This is a genomic window from Pseudomonas sp. GW822-FHT01E03 (assembly GCF_058802985.1).
Genome location: NZ_JBXAOQ010000002.1, coordinates 578,957 through 596,688, shown reverse-complemented (window position 1 = coordinate 596,688; position 17,732 = coordinate 578,957). Strand labels below are relative to the sequence as shown.

The 17,732-nt window shown below is 60.6% G+C and carries 13 protein-coding genes; 3 read left to right on the top strand and 10 right to left on the bottom strand.

The window, feature by feature from the left end; all coding sequences use genetic code 11:
* Positions 1-8: 8 nt before the first annotated feature.
* From AC1RP7_RS05960 to AC1RP7_RS05950, 3 genes are all read right to left on the bottom strand, one after another.
* Positions 9-1,259 (bottom strand): sarcosine oxidase subunit beta, encoded by a 1,251-nt coding sequence (locus AC1RP7_RS05960; RefSeq protein ID WP_007907561.1) that lies wholly within the window; start codon positions 1,257-1,259, stop codon positions 9-11.
* 23 nt (positions 1,260-1,282) lie between these two features.
* Positions 1,283-2,536, bottom strand: coding sequence for a serine hydroxymethyltransferase (gene glyA / locus AC1RP7_RS05955; protein WP_057712999.1), 1,254 nt, complete (start codon positions 2,534-2,536; stop codon positions 1,283-1,285).
* Positions 2,537-2,850: 314 nt separating this feature from the next.
* On the bottom strand, positions 2,851-3,567 hold the full coding sequence (locus AC1RP7_RS05950) for a TraX family protein (protein ID WP_493181343.1): 717 nt from the start codon (positions 3,565-3,567) through the stop codon (positions 2,851-2,853).
* Between the two features lie 157 nt (positions 3,568-3,724).
* On the opposite strand from AC1RP7_RS05950, the gene AC1RP7_RS05945 reads away from it, so the two are divergent.
* Positions 3,725-4,765: a threonine aldolase family protein gene (locus AC1RP7_RS05945; RefSeq protein WP_090451829.1), complete on the top strand. Its 1,041-nt coding sequence runs from the start codon at positions 3,725-3,727 to the stop codon at positions 4,763-4,765.
* 193 nt (positions 4,766-4,958) lie between these two features.
* On the top strand, positions 4,959-5,783 hold the full coding sequence (locus tag AC1RP7_RS05940) for an SDR family oxidoreductase (protein ID WP_057712997.1): 825 nt from the start codon (positions 4,959-4,961) through the stop codon (positions 5,781-5,783).
* A 129-nt stretch (positions 5,784-5,912) separates the two neighbouring features.
* Here AC1RP7_RS05940 and gbcB read toward each other — a convergent pair whose 3' ends face one another.
* Complete coding sequence (gbcB, locus tag AC1RP7_RS05935; RefSeq protein WP_090451831.1) at positions 5,913-7,013, bottom strand: glycine betaine monooxygenase reductase subunit; 1,101 nt, start codon at positions 7,011-7,013, stop codon at positions 5,913-5,915.
* Positions 7,014-7,295: 282 nt separating this feature from the next.
* Here gbcB and gbca point away from each other — a divergent pair, with 282 nt between their 5' ends.
* On the top strand, positions 7,296-8,591 hold the full coding sequence (gbca, locus tag AC1RP7_RS05930; protein WP_057712996.1) for a glycine betaine monooxygenase oxygenase subunit: 1,296 nt from the start codon (positions 7,296-7,298) through the stop codon (positions 8,589-8,591).
* A gap of 806 nt (positions 8,592-9,397) precedes the next feature.
* Here gbca and AC1RP7_RS05925 read toward each other — a convergent pair.
* The 6 genes from AC1RP7_RS05925 to dgcA form a co-directional block, all read right to left on the bottom strand.
* Positions 9,398-10,603, bottom strand: coding sequence for a retropepsin-like aspartic protease (locus AC1RP7_RS05925; RefSeq protein ID WP_256353204.1), 1,206 nt, complete (start codon positions 10,601-10,603; stop codon positions 9,398-9,400).
* A 178-nt stretch (positions 10,604-10,781) separates the two neighbouring features.
* On the bottom strand, positions 10,782-11,348 hold the full coding sequence (locus tag AC1RP7_RS05920; RefSeq protein ID WP_057712994.1) for a GNAT family N-acetyltransferase: 567 nt from the start codon (positions 11,346-11,348) through the stop codon (positions 10,782-10,784).
* 193 nt (positions 11,349-11,541) lie between these two features.
* The gene (gene etfB, locus AC1RP7_RS05915; RefSeq protein ID WP_090451839.1) at positions 11,542-12,312 is read right to left on the bottom strand and encodes an electron transfer flavoprotein subunit beta; all 771 of its coding nucleotides are present in this window, start codon (positions 12,310-12,312) and stop codon (positions 11,542-11,544) included.
* Between the two features lie 15 nt (positions 12,313-12,327).
* Positions 12,328-13,548, bottom strand: coding sequence for an electron transfer flavoprotein subunit alpha (gene etfA, locus AC1RP7_RS05910; RefSeq protein ID WP_493181344.1), 1,221 nt, complete (start codon positions 13,546-13,548; stop codon positions 12,328-12,330).
* Complete coding sequence (gene dgcB / locus AC1RP7_RS05905) at positions 13,548-15,497, bottom strand: dimethylglycine demethylation protein DgcB (protein WP_057712991.1); 1,950 nt, start codon at positions 15,495-15,497, stop codon at positions 13,548-13,550. Before dgcB ends, etfA begins: the two co-directional genes overlap by 1 nt.
* A 174-nt stretch (positions 15,498-15,671) precedes the next feature.
* A complete protein-coding gene (gene dgcA, locus AC1RP7_RS05900) occupies positions 15,672-17,732 on the bottom strand; it encodes a dimethylglycine demethylation protein DgcA (protein ID WP_057712990.1) in 2,061 nt (686 codons plus the stop codon).

Here is a 17,732-nt window from a genome sequence, read left to right as displayed (position 1 = left end):
TTCTCCTGTTAGTGGGCGACTGCTGCAGCGCCGTGTTCGTCGATCAACGCACCGCTGTGGAAACGGTCGATGGAGAAAGGTGCAGCCAGTGGGTGCATTTCACCCTTGGCCAGGCTTGCGGCAAATACGTTGCCCGAGCCAGGTGTAGCCTTGAAGCCACCGGTGCCCCAACCGCAGTTGAAGAACATGTTCGGTACCGGGGTTTTCGAAATGATCGGGCAGGCATCCGGCGTGGTGTCGACGATGCCGCCCCACTGACGGTTCATGCGTACCCGCGACAGCACCGGGAACATCTCGACGATGGCCTGGATGGTGTGTTCGATCACCGGGTACGAACCACGCTGGCCGTAGCCGTTGTAGCCGTCGATACCGGCGCCGATCACCAGGTCGCCCTTGTCGGACTGGCTGATGTAACCGTGTACGGCGTTGGACATGATCACGCTGTCGATAATCGGCTTGATCGGCTCGGACACCAGTGCTTGCAGCGGGTGCGATTCGATCGGCAGACGGAAACCGGCGAGCTTGGCCATGTGCCCGGAGTTACCGGCGGTCACTACGCCGACGCGCTTGGCGCCGATGAAGCCCTTGTTGGTTTCAACGCCGATGCACACGCCGTTTTCCTTGCGGAAACCGATCACTTCGGTCTGCTGGATCAAGTCCACGCCGAGGGCGTCGGCGGCCCGGGCAAAGCCCCAGGCCACGGCATCGTGACGGGCCACGCCGCCGCGGCGCTGGACGGTGGCGCCCATCACCGGGTAGCGAGTGTTCTTGGAGCAGTCGAGGTACGGAATCTCGTCGGCAACCTGCTTGGCATCGAGCAGCTCACCGTCCACGCCGTTGAGGCGGTTGGCACTGACCCGACGCTCGGAATCACGAATGTCCTGCAGGGTGTGGCACAGGTTGTAGACGCCGCGCTGGGAGAACATCACGTTGTAGTTGAGGTCCTGGGACAGGCCTTCCCACAGTTTCATCGCGTGTTCGTACAGGTGCGCCGACTCGTCCCACAGGTAGTTGGAGCGAACGATGGTGGTGTTGCGCGCGGTGTTACCGCCGCCCAGCCAGCCTTTCTCGACCACGGCCACGTTGGTGATGCCGTGTTCCTTGGCCAGATAGTAGGCCGTGGCCAGACCATGCCCGCCACCACCGACGATGACCACGTCGTAGACCTTTTTAGGGGTCGGCGTGCGCCACATTTTCTGCCAGTTTTCATGATGGCTGAGAGAGTGTTTGAAGAGGCCGAAGCCCGAGTAGCGTTGCATAGTCATTTACTCCAAAACCGCACTCAGCGATAAACCGGGAAGTCCGCGCACAGGGCTGCCACTTGCTCGGCGACATTGGCCTCGACATCGGCGTCGCCGAGGTTGTCGAGGATGTCGCAGATCCAGCCGGCCAGCGTGACGCACTGGGTCACCTTGAAGCCGCGAGTGGTGACCGCCGGGGTACCGATGCGCAGGCCAGAGGTCACGAACGGCGACTGTGGATCGTTCGGGACAGCGTTCTTGTTCACAGTGATGTGGGCGCGACCGAGTGCTGCATCCGCCTCTTTGCCGGTGAGGCCCTGACGGATCAGGCTGACCAGGAACAGGTGGTTGTCGGTACCGCCGGACACTACATCGTAGCCGCGTTTGATAAACACGCCGGCCATGGCCTGGGCGTTGTCGATCACTTGCTGCTGATAAGCCTTGAAGCCTGGCTCCAGCGCTTCCTTGAAGCACACCGCCTTACCGGCGATCACGTGCATCAGCGGGCCGCCCTGGGCACCGGGGAAAACTGCTGCGTTGAGCTTCTTCTCGATTTCTTCGTTGGACTTGGCCAGGATCAGGCCGCCACGCGGACCGCGCAGGGTCTTGTGGGTAGTGGTGGTGACCACATCGGCGTAAGGCAGCGGGTTCGGGTACAGACCAGCGGCAACCAGACCGGCCACGTGGGCCATGTCGACGAACAGCAGTGCACCGACCTTGTCGGCGATCTGGCGGAAGCGCGGGAAGTCGAGGGTCTTGGAGTAGGCCGAGAAGCCGGCGACGATCATCTTCGGCTTGTGCTCGACGGCCAGGCGCTCGACTTCGTCGTAATCGATCAGGCCGGTGTTGGTGTCGATGCCGTACTGCACGGCGTTGTACAACTTGCCCGAGGACGACACTTTGGCGCCGTGGGTCAGGTGACCGCCGTGGGCCAGGCTCATGCCGAGAATGGTGTCGCCGGCTTGCAGCAGGGCCAGGTACACGGCGCTGTTGGCCGAGGAACCGGAATGCGGCTGGACGTTGGCGTAATCGGCACCGAACAGTTGCTTGGCGCGCTCGATGGCCAGCGCCTCAACCTTGTCGACATGTTCGCAGCCACCGTAGTAGCGCTTGCCCGGATAACCTTCGGCGTATTTGTTGGTCAGGCCACTGCCTTGCGCTTCCATGACGCGCTTGCTGGTGTAGTTCTCTGACGCGATCAGCTCGATGTGATCTTCCTGACGTTGCTCCTCGGCATTCATCGCCGCCAGCAGTGCATCGTCGTAACCCTGGATCTGGTCTTGCTTGCTGAACATCGCGTCTCTCCCAGCGGCGGCGGTGCGCCATTCGTCTCGGTGAGGCACTGGCTTTTCGGCAGTGCCCTTTGGTAGCGATGGTATGACTGGCTTGGAGTCGTCAAATGCCTACGGGCGCCACGCAAAGGTGCGTTTACGACATGGGAAGAAAAGGCTGGCCTGAGGATATCTCTGTGGCGAGGGGGCTTGCCCCCGTTCGGCTGCGAAGCAGTCGCAGTTTCAGCAGGTGCGGTTTATCTGAAAAACTGCCTTTTAAGCGTTTGGGGCCGCTACGCAGCCCAACGGGGGCAAGCCCCCTCGCCACAAAAGCAGGGTCAGGCGACAACCTGTCGCACTGCGAGCAACAGCAGAAAATGCAAGGGATAGAGCGCATACGCCCAGCGCCGCATCGGTGGTGGTTTTACGCCCTTTGCATGTCGCAACAAGAACAGCCCGAGCCATGGCGCAATCAGGCACGTGACGATGGCCGGAATTGCCGCGACATTGCCCAGGCGAGTGGCGTAATACAGCACCTGCCACTGATTGGCCGCCAGGCATACCAACCCCGCCAACAGCGCGAAATACCAGGGCCGTTGCAGTACCGGCAGCATCGCCAGCGGCAACAGAACGCCAAAGAAACCGAACATCAATCGCTGGGAGAAAAACCCTGCCAGCAGCAACGCGCCGACGGCCAGCAGGCGCGACGCAAGCACCGGCTGCTGCCAGCCACGAATCACCAGCAAGCCCAGGGCAAGGGTGGGCAGCACGTTCAAGGTGTCGGGATTGTGAATATACATCCGGTAAGGAATTTCACTCACCGCGCTAAACAGCAACAACCAGCCCAGATAGCGCCATTGCCCACCGTCCACCACAACAGGCTTTCGTGACAGATTGGCCGCCATTGCCAGGCAGAACCACGGGAATGCCAGCCGCCCCGGCACATACAACAGATCGGCGGAATAACCGACATATCGCAGGTGATCGAGCACCATGCTTAAAAGCGCCAGCCACTTGAGCAGATCCAGTGCCCCGTCGCGCTGCTTTAAGTGCATGGTCTTGTGCATCGTCACGTGCATAATTGCCCTTCGACTGTGTATGTTCCCGACAGCGACATCCTGTGCACCTCCACCTGACGATCTTGGGTACAGTGCGCACCCTCATTGACCACGGGACGCTTCACCATAGGCATCTCGACCACGGAAGCAGGCCATGACCGACAAGAGCCAACAATTCGCCAGCGACAACTATTCCGGCATCTGCCCTGAAGCCTGGGCCGCCATGGAGCAGGCCAACCACGGCCACCAGCGCGCATACGGCGACGACGAGTGGACCGCCCGCGCCTCCGACGGATTCCGCAAACTGTTCGAAACCGACTGCGAAGTGTTTTTTGCCTTCAACGGCACCGCCGCCAACTCGCTGGCGCTGTCGTCGTTGTGCCAGAGTTACCACAGCGTGATCTGCTCGGAAACAGCTCACGTCGAAACCGATGAATGCGGCGCACCGGAATTCTTCTCCAACGGCTCCAAACTGCTGATCGCCCGTACTGAAAACGGCAAGTTGACCCCGGAATCGATCCGCGAGGTCGCGCTCAAGCGCCAGGACATCCACTACCCGAAACCCCGTGTGGTGACTCTGACCCAGGCCACCGAAGTCGGCAGCGTCTACACCCCGGACGAAATCCGCGCCATCAGCGCCACCTGCAAGGAACTGGGCCTGAACCTGCACATGGACGGCGCACGATTCTCCAACGCCTGCGCCTTCCTCGGCTGCACCCCGGCTGACCTGACCTGGAAGGCCGGCGTCGACGTGCTGTGCTTCGGCGGCACGAAAAACGGCATGGCCGTGGGCGAGGCGATTCTGTTCTTCAACCACAAACTGGCCGAAGACTTCGATTACCGCTGCAAACAGGCCGGGCAGCTTGCTTCAAAAATGCGCTTCCTGTCGGCGCCGTGGGTCGGGATCCTGGAAAACGACGCCTGGCTCAAATACGCCAACCACGCCAACCACTGCGCGCAATTGCTGGCTGAACTGGTCAGCGACATCCCCGGCGTGGAGCTGATGTTCCCGGTACAGGCCAACGGCGTGTTCCTGCAACTGTCGGAACCGGCCATCGCCGCACTGACCGCCAAGGGCTGGCGTTTCTACACCTTCATCGGCAACGGCGGCGCACGCTTCATGTGCTCGTGGGACACCGAGCAAGAGCGCGTGCGTGAATTGGCGAAGGACATTCGCGAAGTGATGTCTCACTAACACTCTAAACCCTGTGGGAGCGAGCTTGCTCGCGATGAGGTCAGCACATCCAGCATTGATGTCGACTGACACTCCGCTATCGCGAGCAAGCTCGCTCCCACAGGGGGTACCCACCTCTACGTCCGCACCTGAAGACTTCGTCTACATTGTTTGTCGAGCCTTTGCTCAAATAACAATAATCAGGAGCGTACGCATGTCATTGCAAGGCAAAACCCTGTTCATCACCGGCGCCAGCCGCGGCATTGGTCGCGAGATCGCGCTGCGCGCCGCACGCGACGGGGCCAACATTGTGATCGCCGCCAAAAGCGCCGCCCCCCACCCCAAGCTGCCGGGCACGATTTTCAGCGTGGCCCAGGAAGTCGAAGCCGCAGGCGGCAAGGCACTGGCCCTGCAAGTGGATGTGCGCGATGAAGATGCCGTGCATCAGGCCCTGGCCCAGGCCAACGAACATTTCGGTGGCATCGATGCACTGATCAACAATGCCGGGGCGATCAAGCTCACCGGGGTTCAACATCTCGAACTCAAGCGCTTTGACCTGATGCACCAGATCAACACCCGCGCCGTATTGCTGTGCAGCCAGGCAGCGTTGCCGTACCTGAAGAAGTCCAGCGGCCATATCCTCAACCTCTCGCCGCCGCTGAACCTGGCCGCCAAGTGGTTCGCCCAATACAGCCCCTATACCGTGACCAAGTACGGCATGAGCATGCTGACCCTGGGCATGAGCGAGGAATTCAGGAATTACGGGATCAGCGTCAACTCGCTATGGCCACAGACGATGATCGCCACCGCTGCCATCGAGTTTCAGTTGGGGTCGAGGGAATCGTTCAAGCATGCGCGCCTGCCTGCGATCATGGCGGATGCGGCGCATGTGATTCTGAGCAGCGCAAACCGCAGCCTGACCGGGCGCTTGCTGATTGATGAGGAGATTCTGCGGGAAAGCGGTGTGACGGAGTTCGAACACTATCGGTTCGCGCCGGACAGCAACGACAAGCTGATGACCGACTTGTTTATCGACTAAACACCCTCCCCTGTAGGAGCGAGCCTGCTCGCGATGAACCTGAGAACACCGCGGGGGGTCAGGTTGTCAGCGTTATCGTTGACGTCCATCGCGAGCAGGCTCGCTCCTACAGGGACTATTGCGCAACCATTAGAATTCGATGCGCACGTCGCCTTTAGGCACGCTGCAGCACGAAAGAATGAACCCTTCTGCTTCGTCTTCCTCGGTGATCCCGCCGTTGTGGTCCATTTCCACTTCACCACCCAGCTTCAACACCTTGCAGGTGCCGCAGATACCCATGCCGCACGCTTTCGGAATCATCAGGCCGACCTTGGCCGCCGCCGCATGCACGGTCTCGCCCGGGGCCACACGAATGCTCTTGCCGGACGCCGTGAACTCCACCTGGTGCAGATCCGCCACGTCGACTTCCGGTGCCTCGGCCGCTTGCTCGGCGTGTTCCACGGCGTCGGCGCGCGCCTCTGGCGGGGTCGCACCGAAGGATTCTTCGTGATAACGCGACATGTCGAAGCCAGCGGCTTCCAGCAAGCGCTTGACCGCATTCATATACGGTGTCGGGCCGCAGCAGAACACTTCGCGCTCAAGGAAGTCCGGCGCCATCAATTCAAGCATTCTGTGGTTCAGGTAACCGCGATAACCGGCCCAGGGCTCACCCATACCGTGCTTCTCGCAGATCAGGTGCAGGCTGAAGTTGTCGATCCGCGACGCCATGTGTTCCAGCTCACGGTGGTAAATGATGTCTTTGGGCGAACGGGCGCTGTGGATAAACACCATGTCGACATTGCCGTTGGTGTCGTAGAACCAGCGCGCCATGGACATGACCGGCGTGATACCGACGCCGCCGCTGAGGTAAAGCACCTTTGGCGCGGTGAAGTCCATGGCATTGAACAGCCCGACCGGTCCGTGCACCGCCAGCTCCTGGCCTTCGTGCAGGGTGTCGTGCAGCCAGTTGGAGACCTTGCCACCCGGTACGCGCTTGATGGTCACCGAAAAGCTGTACGGCACCGATGGCGAGCTGGAAATGGTGTACGAACGCATGATCGGCTGGCCTTCAATCTCCAGCTCCAGGGTGACAAACTGCCCCGGTTTGAAGAAGAACATGATCGGCTGATCGGCCATGAAGCAGAAGGTGCGCACATCCCAGGTTTCCTGGATGACTTTGACGCAACGGACGATGTGCCGACCATTGGCCCAGGTCTGGGTGGTTACCGGATTCAGGAAACTATTGGACATGCTGATCTCCACGGCCGACTGCCGGCCTTCATGTTGGCGATTCTGCGTATAGCGCAGATCACCCATTTACCTATCTGCGACATTGACATGCTTATCGCGACCAGCCCCCAACGACTGGGGCTTGCGCGTCGGGAACAGATTGCACCATGTCGCCCATGGATAAGGTTCTGGCCTGCGCCGGCCCCACACTCGCCCCATACCAAGACACATTCTTTACACCTTGCGTAGCAACCCTGATCAGCCACTTTCGCGGCCACGCAGATGGCCTTGAGGAAATACACGATGGACGTCACTACTACCCTGAGCCTGGGCGATCCGCTGGAACCCGCACGCAAGGCCACCGCGCAGATGCTGCAAGAGCGCGAGCGCACGTTCTCGCTGCCGCAGCCGTTTTACTCCGACGAGCGCCTGTTTGATATCGACATGCAGGAAATCTTTCAGAAAGAGTGGTTGATCGCCGGCATGACCTGCGAGATCCCTACCAAGGGCAACTACCTGACCCTGCAGATCGGCAAGAACCCGATCATCGTGATCCGTGGCGCCGAAGGCGTGGTGCACGCGTTCCACAACGTCTGCCGTCACCGTGGCTCGCGCCTGTGCACAAGCGACAAGGGCAAGGTCGCCAAGCTGGTTTGCCACTATCACCAGTGGACCTACGAACTCGACGGCCGCCTGCTGTTCGCCGGCACCGAAATGGGCGCCGACTTCGACATGAACCAGTACGGCCTCAAGCCGGTGAACGTGAAGACCGCTGGCGGCTACATCTTCATCAGCCTGGCGGAGAACCCGCCGGCCATCGATGACTTCCTGTCGACGCTCAACCACTACATGGAACCGTACGACATGGAGAACACCAAGGTGGCGGTGCAAACCACCTTGATGGAAAAGGCCAACTGGAAACTGGTGCTGGAAAACAACCGCGAGTGCTACCACTGCAACGCGTCGCACCCGGAACTGTTGAAAACCCTGCTGGAGTGGGACGACGTCACCGACCCGCGCGCCGACCAGGCCTTCAAGGACCACGTAGCCGCCTCCGCCGCTGCCTGGGAAGCCGAGAAGATCCCTTACGCCCACGCCAGCTTCGGCCTGCGCAACCGCATCGTGCGCATGCCGCTGCTCAAGGGCACCGTGTCGATGACCATGGACGGCAAGCAGGGCTGTGCCAAGCTGATGGGCCGCATCAAGAACCCGGACCTGGGCTCGATGCGCATCCTGCACCTGCCGCACTCCTGGAACCACTGCATGGGCGACCACATCATCGTGTTCACCGTGTGGCCGATCAGCGCTCAGGAAACCATGGTCACCACCAAGTGGATCGTGCACAAGGACGCGGTCGAAGGCGTGGACTACGACGTGGAGCGCATGCGCCAGGTCTGGGACGCCACCAACGACCAGGACCGTCGCCTGGCCGAAGAAAACCAGCGCGGCATCAACTCCACCGCGTACCAGCCTGGTCCGTACTCCAAGACCTATGAGTTCGGTGTGGTGAACTTTGTGGACTGGTACAGCGAGCGCCTGCTGAGCAACTTGGGTGCCGAGCCTGCGCCTTACCTCAAAGGGGTTCCGGTTCAAGGCTAAAGCATGCCCCTGTAGGAGCGAGCCTGCTCGCGAAAAATCCAGGGGCACCGCTGGTCATCTGTCTTTTCGCGTCATCGTTCACGACCATCGCGAGCAAGCTCGCTCCTACAAGGGGCTTGCTCGCAACAGGTTTTCTCCCCGCTACACATTCCTCTATCTTTAGAACTGTACGAAATATGATCTATTTCGTTCAGAGCTATGCTGCGCACGCCTCCCAGCCTTCCGCAAACAAGTTATCCACATCTCCACCCACAGCTATTGGGGACAACTGTGGAAAGACTGCAAAATATCTTCACAAAAACCAAAGAAAAAACGTGACTTATCCAGAAGCATGCTTCCACTGGCGCACTGGTCATTTTTTAACCAGAAGCCTGAAAGTCACGTAATGCAAGGCTTTCAGAGGATGGCAAACACCTTATCCACAGAAGCGCCAACAGACTTTGGGGTTAACTTCGCAAGGGCTGTGGAAAACCGCTAAAACCCGCAGGAACTCGGCGTTTGCGTGGAGGCTCACGACGCCAAACGGGCTTTTGATCATTTTATGATCAAAAGCCTACACGTCGCTGTTTATAAGGCCTGCAGCCGATAGCAAACATCTTATCCACAGAAGCGCCAACAGAGATTGGGGGCAAGTCTGCATCAGCAGCAGCACATATCCCCTTGAAAAAGCATGGAAAAACCACGAGCCAGGCTGGGTGTTTTTTGATCGACGCCATGCAAGGCTTGATTTGTATGGGGTGTGGCGAGGGGCGAACATGTTATCCACAGAACCACCAACAGGGATTGTGGGTAACCGTCCAAGCTGTTCAGACTCTATTGAGGCATGAGCGACCTGAATCGAGATCCAGGTTCAATTCAAAGTCTTTGAAGGCGCGCCATCCGAGTAATATCGACGGCACGTATTGTCCGTCCACCAACGACGGCGGGATGGTAAAGCCCGGGTAGTATTTGTAGCTGACCACCAAGGTGTCGCCTTGCAGGGCCAATACGCCGGTGAAACGTTGAAAGTGCTTATTGTCGCCGTTGTAAACGTTCGAGCCTCCCGGTGTCAGCGCCTGCGCCACGCTGACGTGCCTGCCGGGCGACGCGGCCGTCAGGTAGTCGACATTTCCCGTATCGATGATGGCTTGCGTTGTCCGACGATCCAGCTGTGCGGCAACTACCAGCCGTTGGTTGAGATCCAGGCGGCTCAAGACAATTGGCGCATCACAGCGCCGGGCAGGTGGCGGATTAAGCTCCAGTGTTCTCCTGGTTATCTTCAAGCGCCCCAGCTTGCTGATCAGATCCAGCCCCAACAAATTATCCCGGTCGCTGACAAAGACCAGGACGTTCCTGAACTCACGGGTGCCGACTCTCAGTGACCCAAGAATTCCCAACCTCGCAGCCAGGCCCCTTTCGCCATAAAACGTGCTGTAACGATAATGAGCATCGGGCAACATCCTGATGCCCATCTGTTTCGCAGTCTCGATATTGACCCGGGTTTGCGGTGCCCCCGTGTCCAGTACAAAACGCGCCGAGACTCCGTTGGCCGCGCCGACCTCGATAAATGGCAGCGCCTGTTCAGCGATGTGGAAGTCATTGGCATACGGATGGAGCTGCAGCACCTCATGTCGCGCAGATCCCTTGACCGAGAAATTGCCAGCCCTCGTCAGAATAGCCAGTGATTCGCTGCCAAACATGGAGAACAGGGCATTCAGGTCGGCATCGACCGCAATCGCCCGGGCATGCTTGCCCTTGATGGCCAGATAGTATTCAGGGATTTGGTTGGCGGCCTTGGCTTCGAGCATTCTGGCCAGGACCGTCACTGAACAGCTGAGGTGCTTATCGGCATCCAGTACCTTGTCGCACTGCTGCCGTAGCTGCGCCAGAGACGCGTCGCGCCCCTGCCCGGTCTCCAGCCATTGATAAAAGTCCTGATCAGCCACGGGCACGTTTGCCGGGACAGCAGACAGCAAGCCGGTGGATATCCACAGGGTCGATGCAAAAAGCGCCGGAAGAGCGAAAGTCTTCATGTTCAAGCCAGTCATAAAAACCGGATTTCATGAGTCAGCGCTGAACGTCTGAAAACTCCCTAAAGCGTGTCGCACCCTTGATCAGCGCATAGAAAACTGTAGCTCATCGCCCTCGTCAACGTGGAACGAGGGCGCGTGGCGTTGTGGATAACCTTCGCTGGTTAGAACCCCCGCAGACTCAGGGCCTGTGCATAAGATAGGCGTCACCGGTGACGCGGATCATGGGATGAGGGGTGACCTGGCAGGTTTTGATGATCTCGAAACCGTGCCGCTCGTAAAAGCGCCGGGCGCCAGTGTTGGCGGCATAGTCGATCAGGCTCAGGCCATTGAGCCCCAGTTGGTCGGCACGTTCTTGAGCATGGGCGAGAAACTGCACGCCCAGGCCCCTGTTGCGCCAGCCCTCGTGCAGGGCAAGGCTGGAGATATAGAGCGTGTCGGGCACTTCCATGTCGGCGTAAGGCGCCAGTACCGGGTCGGTCGTCGGCACCGCCAGTGGATCGTGGCGCATCACGTAGCTGTGCATCATGCCAATGACCTGGCCACCGGCCTCGGCAATCAGGCAATTCTGGTAGGAGAAATCCACGTCGTCCCGGGCATACCGAATGGTGCCGACGTCCAACAGATCCTGGCCGGGCTCTGCGATCTGGCTCCAGATGTAGTCTGAAGCGCCTTCGGATGAAATCTGGAACAACCGCGCAATCTCACGCGCATCCGCGCGGACTGCCGAACGAAATTCAACTGTCATTGTTTCCCCGTGAATTCTGGTAATGCAGGCATCCGGTGGGACCAGTGTTAGCGTTCACCGAAGATCAAAGTTGTAGGAGCGAGCCTGCTCGCGAAAAACCTGAGGACACCACGGTCATTCAGGCCTCCCGCGTTATCGTTGACCACCATCGCGAGCAAGCTCGCTCCTACAGGAGATCTGTGCTGAAACCGGGTTAGCGGACCACACCTTCCTCAATCAACAGCTTGAGGATCGCTTCTGCCCCCGCTTGCGCCGTAACGCCCTTGAGCACTTGCCCACCACCACCGCTGGCCTTGGCCGTCGCGGCTTTCATGCGATCGGCGCCGCTCTTGGCCTTGATCACCTTAAGGCGCTTGGGCCGTGGCTTGGCCGGCTGCAGGGTGGCGACCGCGAGCAGTTCATCGTCGATGACCTCGACGTCCTGTGCTTGCAGCACGCCGCGTCGGGCCGGGCCGTAGGCACTCTGCCGTGGCTTGGGCGCGGCGTTATCCACAGTTGCCAGGAACGGCAAGCGAACCTTCAAGCGACGACGCTGACCACGCGGCAACGCTTGCAGCACCAGCGCCGAACCGCCATCGATGGACTCGACTTGCGCCAACCCCACCACCAGCGGCCAGCCCAGGTTTTCAGCGAGGAGGAATGGCAACATGCCCGATCCTTCGCCGGTTTCCGCCTGGCTGCCGGTCAACACCACCTGGGCCCCGGCATCGCGCAGATAATCGGTCAGCGCCGGCAGCGCGTCGGCGCCTTGTGGTTGTTCCAGCACGTGCAGTTGTTCCAGGCCCATGCCCAGATACGCGCGCAATGCAGGCTCGGTGATGTCGCCGGCATGCAGCACCTGCAAGTTATCCCCAGCCAATTGCAGGCCCAGTTCCACCGCCCGCGCATCCTGTTCCGCGCGACGCGGCCGACCGGACGTCGGGTGGGCGCCGATGGACACCAGGCTGATGATTTTCGTGCTCATAACCCTTTCCTTCCCTTAAGCCGCATCGCGCTTGGCGTCGTTGCGGTAAGCCGCTACCGCATCGATCAAGGCTTGAAGAATCTCGGCACTTTCGCCAATCACCGACAGGTCGGCCCGTTTGATCATGTCGCAGCCAGGGTCGAGGTTGATCGCCACCACCTTGTCGCAGGCACCAATGCCTTGCAGGTGCTGGATCGCCCCGGAAATCCCCACCGCCACATAGACCCGTGCGGTGACCCAGGTGCCGGACGCCCCGACCTGACGGTCGCGGGCCATGAAGCCGTCGTCCACCGCCACCCGCGATGCGCCTTCGGTCGCGCCGAGGGCTTCGGCGGTCCTGTGGAAAAGTCCCCAGTCCTTGACCCCGTTGCCGCCGGAGAAAATGAACTCGGCTTCGGCCATGGGGATTGCCGCCGGATCGACGGCCACTGCGCCCAGATCTTCGATTCGCGACAGGCTGCGTGCCACGGTTGTGGATAACTCCACGGGCAGCGCTTCGTGACGGGTTTCGCTGACCGGCTCGGCGCACTCGGCAGCCGCCAGAATCAGTCGCGCCAGCGGACGGGCAAGGTCTTGCAGGCCAGCACCGGCGCGGCCGATGCACTCCTGATCCTTGACTTGCCAGACCCGCGTGGCCGGGCGTTCGCCCAGTGCGGCAGCAAAGCGCCGCCCCAGCTCGCCGCCACCGCTGCGGCTGTCCGGCAGCAACCAGTGATGCGGGCTGAACTGGTTATCCACAGCCCGCAGGCCCTGGACCCGTTGTTCCGGTGCATAACCGCTGAATTCTTCGCCTTCCAGCACCAGCAGGCGGTCGACGCCCGCCGTGGCGAAAGCGTTTTCCTTGTGTTCGCCGAACACCACGGCCAGCACTGCACCGTCCTTGCCGGCCAGTTGATGAGCCAGGCCCAGCAGGTCGCGGTCGTGGCTGCTCAAGCGGCCGCCGACCATGTCCGGCACCACGCTGATGTAAAACGCTGGTGCAGCCACTTGATGCAGCGGCAATTGCACTTCAACCGCGGCCGAACGTTTAGTCGTCCCGCCTTGCTGAGCGCCACTGCGGTCGATCCGTTTGATCCCATTGGGACCGATAAAACCGATCCCGTGAGGATTCTTGCGGATGACACCGTTCGGTCCCATCCAGCTGTGTTGCGCTGGCTGCATGGCCGCGTGCAGCGGGTGCAGACGGTTGCGGGCGATCCATTCGGCGCGAGGGTCGCGGCGGATAATGTCACTCATCAATGCACCTCCGCAGGTTCACGTTTGGCCGGTGCCGAAGGCTTTCCCGGCGCGGCGTCTTCGAGCAACGCATCAGCCACCAGTTCGGCGATGTCCTTGATCAGCGGACGTGGTTCGACCACGCCTTCAAGCATCGCGGTGCACTGTGGACAACCCACGGCCACCAGTTCGGCGCCGGTTTCGCGGATGTCTTCCATGCGCATGTCGGGAATGCGTTGCTTGCCAGGGATGTCGGTGATCGGCGCGCCGCCACCACCGCCGCAGCAGCGGGAGCGGAAACCGGAGCGTTGCATTTCTTTCACTTCAATTCCGAGCGCGCGCAGAACCTGGCGCGGTGCCTCGTATTCGCCGTTGTAACGGCCGAGGTAGCACGGATCGTGATAGGTCACGCTGTCGCCTTTGTGCTGGCCAAGATTGAGCGCGCCAGCATCGATGATTTCCGCCATGTAGGTGCTGTGGTGCTGCACCAGGTAGTTACCATCGAAGGCGCCGTACTCGTTTTTCAGCACGTGGAAACTGTGCGGATCGCAGGTGACGATACGGTTGAAACTGTATTTGGCCAGAGTCTGGATGTTGCGCTTGGCCAACAGCTGGAAGGTTGCTTCGTCGCCCAGGCGCCGGGCCACGTCACCGCTGTCGCGCTCTTCGAGGCCGAGCACGGCGAAGTCGATTTTCGCCGCCTTGAGCACTTTGACGAAGGCGCGCAGGGTGCGCTGGTTACGCATGTCGAAGGCGCCGTCGCCGACCCAGAACAGCACGTCGGTGGATTTCTTTTCGCTGAGCAGGTTGAGGTTCAGGTCCGCCGCCCAGTTCATCCGCCCGCCCGGCGCGAAACCGCCAGGGTTGTCGGTGGCGATCAGGTTTTCCAGGACTTCGGCACCCTTGTTCGGGGTCGCGCCTTTTTCCAGGGTCAGATGACGGCGCATGTCGACGATGGCATCGACGTGCTCGATCATCATCGGGCATTCCTCGACGCAAGCGCGGCAGGTGGTGCACGACCACAGCGTCTCGGCATCTACCAGACCGTTGACGATTGGCTGATGCGGATTGCCCGCGTGTTCGCCAATGGCTTTGCCTGGATACGGGCTGCCGGCGAACTTGGCATCGGTGCCACCGGCCAGGCCGACGACCATGTCCTGAATCAGTTTTTTCGGGTTCAGCGGCTGACCGGCGGCGAAGGCCGGGCACGCTGCTTCGCATTTACCGCACTGCACGCAGGCGTCGAAGCCGAGCAACTGGTTCCAGGTGAAATCCTTGGGTTTTTCCACACCCAGTGGCGCGGTCAAGTCGCTAAGATCCAGCGGTTTCAACCCTGTGGAACGACCACCACCAAAGCGTTCGGCGCGGCGGTGCCAAGCCAGGTGCAAGGCACCGGCAAAGGCGTGTTTCATCGGCCCGCCCCAGGTCATGCCGAAGAACAGTTCCGACACGCCCCACAACACGCCAACCCCGAGAATCGCCGCCAACAGCCAGCCACCGAAATTTTCCGGCAGGATGCCCGCCACCGGCAGGGTCAACAGGAAGAACGAGGCCGAAAACGCCAGCAGGCTTTTCGGTAGGCGCATCCACGGGCCTTTCGACAGGCGCGACGGCGGATTGCGCCGACGCAGGTAAACGAAGATCGCACCAACGAACATCACCGCCGACATCAGCAGCAACGCATAGCCGAGGAAGCGGTTATGCAGGCCGAAACCATGCACCAGAATCGCCAGCACGATGGACGCCACCGCACCGCCAGCCGTGGCGACGTGGGTGTTGGCAATGTATTTGTCCCGCGCTACCACATGGTGCAAGTCGACCATGTAGCGCTTGGGCATGGCGAACAGGCCGCCGATCAGGTCGACCTTGGAGGCTCGGCCCCGGCGCCACATGGCCACCCGCCGCAACGCGCCCAGGACACCAAGGCCCAGGGCGGCGAACAACAGGATTGGAAGAAGGGTGTTCAACATGGTGAAGCTCCCAAAGACCTCGGGCTTAACTACCTGGATACCTTGCTCGACTCCCTGTAGGAGCGAGCTTGCTCGCGATGGGCGTTAACGATGACGCGTGCGGTCTGGAAGAACGCGGCGCCTTCAAATTCATCGCGAGCGAGCTCGCTCCTACACAGGGTTATGTGCAAGCCGTTAGAAATCCTTGCACAGCCGCAGCGCGTCGTAGATCGCCGCGTGCACGTTACGCTGGGCCACGCAGTCGCCGATGCGGAACAGAAGGTAGCCGTCGCCGCTCTGTTCCAGGCAAGGTTGCGGCTTGATCGCGAACAAGGCTTCGACGTCGATCTGGCCTTTGTTGCGCGAGCCTTCCTTCAGCGCGTAGTAGATTTCTTCGTCCGGACGCACGCCGTTTTCCACGACCACCTGGTCAACCACCCGCTCCTCTTTGGCGCCGGTGTATTCGTTTTCCAGTACCGCTACGAGCTTGTCGCCTTCGCGGTAGACCTTCTCCAGCATCATGTCGCCGGTCATGATCACTTCTTTCGGGTACATGCTGCGGTAGTAAGTCGGGAACGACGTACCGCCAATCGCCACACCAGGCTTGATGTCGTCGGTGACGATCTCGACCTGACTGCCCTTGTCGGCGAGGAAGTCGGCGGTCGACATGCCGGTGAACTCGCAAATGGTGTCGTAGACCAGCACGTTCTTGCCCGGTGCCACCTTGCCGTCGAGGATGTCCCAGCTGCTGACCACCAGGCCTTCAGCCGCGCCCCAGTGTTCGTTCTGCTCGATGAACGGATGACCGCCGACGGCCAGCACCACCACGTCCGGACGCAGGTCCATGATGGTTGGCGCGTCAGCCGCGGTGCCCAGGCGCAGGTCGACTTTCAACCGCGCCAGTTCCAGTTGATACCAGCGGGTGATACCGGCGATCTGGTCCCGTTGCGGGGCTTTCGATGCGGTGGTGATCTGCCCGCCGATGAATTCCTTTTTCTCGAACAGGGTCACGTCGTGGCCACGCTCGGCGGCCACGCGGGCGGCTTCCATCCCGGCGGGACCGGCGCCGACCACCACCACCTTGCGTTTCACGCCAGTGGTTTTTTCGATGATGTGCGGCAAGCCCATGTATTCACGAGAAGTCGCGGCGTTCTGAATGCACAGCACATCCAGACCCTGATACTGACGGTCGATGCAGTAGTTGGCACCGACGCATTGTTTGATCTGGTCGATCTGGCCCATTTTGATCTTGGCGATCAGGTGCGGGTCGGCGATGTGCGCGCGGGTCATGCCGACCATGTCGACGTAACCGCCTTCCAGGATACGTGTGGCCTGGTTAGGGTCCTTGATGTTCTGCGCGTGCAGCACTGGAACCTTGACCACTTCCTTGATGCCGGCAGCCAGATGCAGGAACGGCTCCGGCGGATAACTCATGTTCGGAATCACGTTGGCCAGGGTGTTGTGGGTGTCGCAACCCGAACCCACGACGCCAATGAAGTCGAGCATGCCGGTATCGTCGTAATACTTGGCGATCTGCTTCATGTCTTCGTGGGAAAGACCATCCGGGTGGAACTCGTCACCGCAGATGCGCATGCCCACGCAGAAATCGTCACCAACCTCGGCGCGCACGGCCTTGAGCACTTCCAGACCGAACTTCATGCGGCCTTCGAAGGTGCCGCCCCATTCGTCGGTACGCTTGTTGACCCGTGGGCTCCAGAACTGGTCGATCATGTGCTGATGCACCGCCGACAGTTCGACACCGTCCAGGCCACCGGCCTTGGCGCGGCGGGCCGCTTGAGCGTAGTTGCCGATCACCCGCCAGATCTCTTCCGGCTCGATGGTTTTGCAAGTGGCACGGTGCACCGGCTCGCGCACGCCTGACGGCGACATCAGCGTCGGCCAGTTGAAACCGTCCCAACGCGAGCGACGGCCCATGTGGGTAATCTGGATCATGATCTTGGCGCCGTGCTTGTGCATGGCGTCGGCAAGATTCTGGAAGTGCGGAATGATGCGGTCGGTGGACAGGTTCACCGAACTCCACCATTCCTGCGGGCTGTCGATGGCCACCACGGACGAACCGCCGCAAATCGCCAGGCCGATACCGCCCTTGGCTTTCTCTTCGTAATACTTGACGTACCGGTCGGTGGTCATGCCGCCGTCGGTGGCATAGACCTCGGCGTGCGCGGTGCTGAGCACGCGGTTGCGGATGGTCAGTTTGCCGATCTGGATCGGCTGGAACATTGCTTCGAAAGCCAT

Excerpts from the sequence above, each read along its gene's own strand:
- AC1RP7_RS05950 (WP_493181343.1), bottom strand. The coding sequence starts at position 3,567 with ATGCACTTAAAGCAGCGCGACGGGGCACTGGATCTGCTCAAGTGGCTG.
- dgcA (WP_057712990.1), bottom strand. The coding sequence starts at position 17,732 with ATGGCTTTCGAAGCAATGTTCCAGCCGATCCAGATCGGCAAACTGACC.
- dgcB (WP_057712991.1), bottom strand. The coding sequence starts at position 15,497 with ATGTTGAACACCCTTCTTCCAATCCTGTTGTTCGCCGCCCTGGGCCTT.
- etfA (WP_493181344.1), bottom strand. The coding sequence starts at position 13,548 with ATGAGTGACATTATCCGCCGCGACCCTCGCGCCGAATGGATCGCCCGC.
- etfB (WP_090451839.1), bottom strand. The coding sequence starts at position 12,312 with ATGAGCACGAAAATCATCAGCCTGGTGTCCATCGGCGCCCACCCGACG.
- glyA (WP_057712999.1), bottom strand. The coding sequence starts at position 2,536 with ATGTTCAGCAAGCAAGACCAGATCCAGGGTTACGACGATGCACTGCTG.
- gbca (WP_057712996.1), top strand. The coding sequence starts at position 7,296 with ATGGACGTCACTACTACCCTGAGCCTGGGCGATCCGCTGGAACCCGCA.
- AC1RP7_RS05920 (WP_057712994.1), bottom strand. The coding sequence starts at position 11,348 with ATGACAGTTGAATTTCGTTCGGCAGTCCGCGCGGATGCGCGTGAGATT.
- gbcB (WP_090451831.1), bottom strand. The coding sequence starts at position 7,013 with ATGTCCAATAGTTTCCTGAATCCGGTAACCACCCAGACCTGGGCCAAT.
- AC1RP7_RS05960 (WP_007907561.1), bottom strand. The coding sequence starts at position 1,259 with ATGCAACGCTACTCGGGCTTCGGCCTCTTCAAACACTCTCTCAGCCAT.
- AC1RP7_RS05940 (WP_057712997.1), top strand. The coding sequence starts at position 4,959 with ATGTCATTGCAAGGCAAAACCCTGTTCATCACCGGCGCCAGCCGCGGC.
- AC1RP7_RS05945 (WP_090451829.1), top strand. The coding sequence starts at position 3,725 with ATGACCGACAAGAGCCAACAATTCGCCAGCGACAACTATTCCGGCATC.
- AC1RP7_RS05925 (WP_256353204.1), bottom strand. The coding sequence starts at position 10,603 with ATGAAGACTTTCGCTCTTCCGGCGCTTTTTGCATCGACCCTGTGGATA.